Origin of the sequence: Bacteroides cellulosilyticus DSM 14838, from assembly GCF_000158035.1 — a bacterium.
GTDB classification, from domain to species: domain Bacteria; phylum Bacteroidota; class Bacteroidia; order Bacteroidales; family Bacteroidaceae; genus Bacteroides; species Bacteroides cellulosilyticus.
The window spans coordinates 1-1501 of the sequence record NZ_EQ973500.1; the positions used below are offsets into that span (position 1 = coordinate 1).

Here is a 1501-nt window from a genome sequence, read left to right on the forward strand (position 1 = left end):
GGAATTCGTATCTGCGTTCCATAAATTCGTTCAGTTGGAAGGCGATAGCCTGTTCCGGTGTCAGAGATTTCTTTTTGCCGAACCCCTTACACTCCTGATAGAGGTTGTGGACAGTTGTCCGCACGGTTTGTTCGTCCGCCTGCTTGAAATAGTGTATCATGACTTGGCGTACAGTCTCTTCCTCCGGTATGCCTGCCTTGAAGCAATGTTCTGCCAGACACACCAGCAGTTGCTGCAAGTCATCGCCTCGTTTCCATTCTTCCATTTCATTCAGTGCTTTGCTGAGGGTTGTTTCAAATAATAATGTGAAGGTCTGCGAGGTTTCGTAACCCGGTTTCAGTCTTAACAATGGGTTCTTTTCCGTCAATTGGCGTTGCCGGAAAGTCTCTTCACCGGGCATACCGAAGGGCTGTTCAAGGCAGAAAGGGATGGCTTGCCGGTTGAAGTAGGGATATGCATCCACTGTCATGCGGCAGCTTTGTGTCATAGAAGGCTCTCGCAGCGTGAGGGGAAACGGCAATATGGGCTGGTAACATTGCACGGCCATGCGGTAGGCATGTGCGTGAAAAGATTCCATATTTTCTACTTTCACCGGCAAATTCCCGTCCGGCAGGGCGAATTTCACCCAGATTTTCACACTTCGTCCGCTACTTCCGGCAAAAGCTGCCCAGGTTTGTGGTAACAAAGCCGCCTGCCGTTTCACCAGCTCCACTTCGGACAATCCGGCCAGATGGTTTACCTCCAACATCACTATGCCGTTGTAGTGTTTCAGTTTTCGCCCGTTGTTTCTGCTTCTTCCGAATTCCACGGAGGGATAAATGCGCGGCAACTTGTCAATGTGTTCGTAGTATCCTCCGCTGTCAGGATTCGTATAAAAGAGCATAGAGCGCAATCTTGTGACGTGTTCCTCTTTGGTTTCTGTTTTTATCCGGTCTATCCATGCGTCAGCTTCGCAGGTGCTGAGGGTTTCTTTTCCACTCTCCCGGCTTTCTCTGATAAGAGTTATTTTCATCAGTATATGTTTTTGAAATAATTGAGCAATAAGGGTTGTTCCTTAGCGGCTGCAAGGTACGCATAATATACGCTGCAAACAAATTATAAATGCCTTTTGTTATTCTATTCATCCTTAAAGATTACCCTCCTAAATGCATGAGAAAAATTAACGAATACTTAAGAGAATACTTGCTTTTGCCTTATTTATTTCGTATCTTTGCTTAGTCTAAAATTTCATCCTGCAATTGCGGACCCGACGGTTTCGATATGGGAACTGAACAGCCTGCAACTGCCCACCGGACAACCCGCAATTGCAAGACGAAGTTTTAGACTAAGCATAAGAACATTTATCCTAAGCCAAAAGTACAAAAACGACAGACTATCTGCACATTTTTCTGCCTTGTTGTAGCTTTCAATCACTTGGGAAGAACAGTATTAACCCTTTAAACAGAAACAAAAAACAATGGCAGCACAGTATGATTTCCAAAGACGACCTAACCCGAAGGGT

At 45.6% G+C, this 1501-nt stretch carries 1 protein-coding gene; it reads right to left on the bottom strand.

Going from position 1 to position 1501, the window contains the following annotated elements; all coding sequences use genetic code 11:
- Positions 1-1012, bottom strand: a 1012-nt coding sequence (locus BACCELL_RS25320; RefSeq protein WP_007215035.1) for a BT4734/BF3469 family protein, incomplete at its 3' end; no start/stop codon positions are given.
- Positions 1013-1501 lie beyond the last annotated feature (489 nt).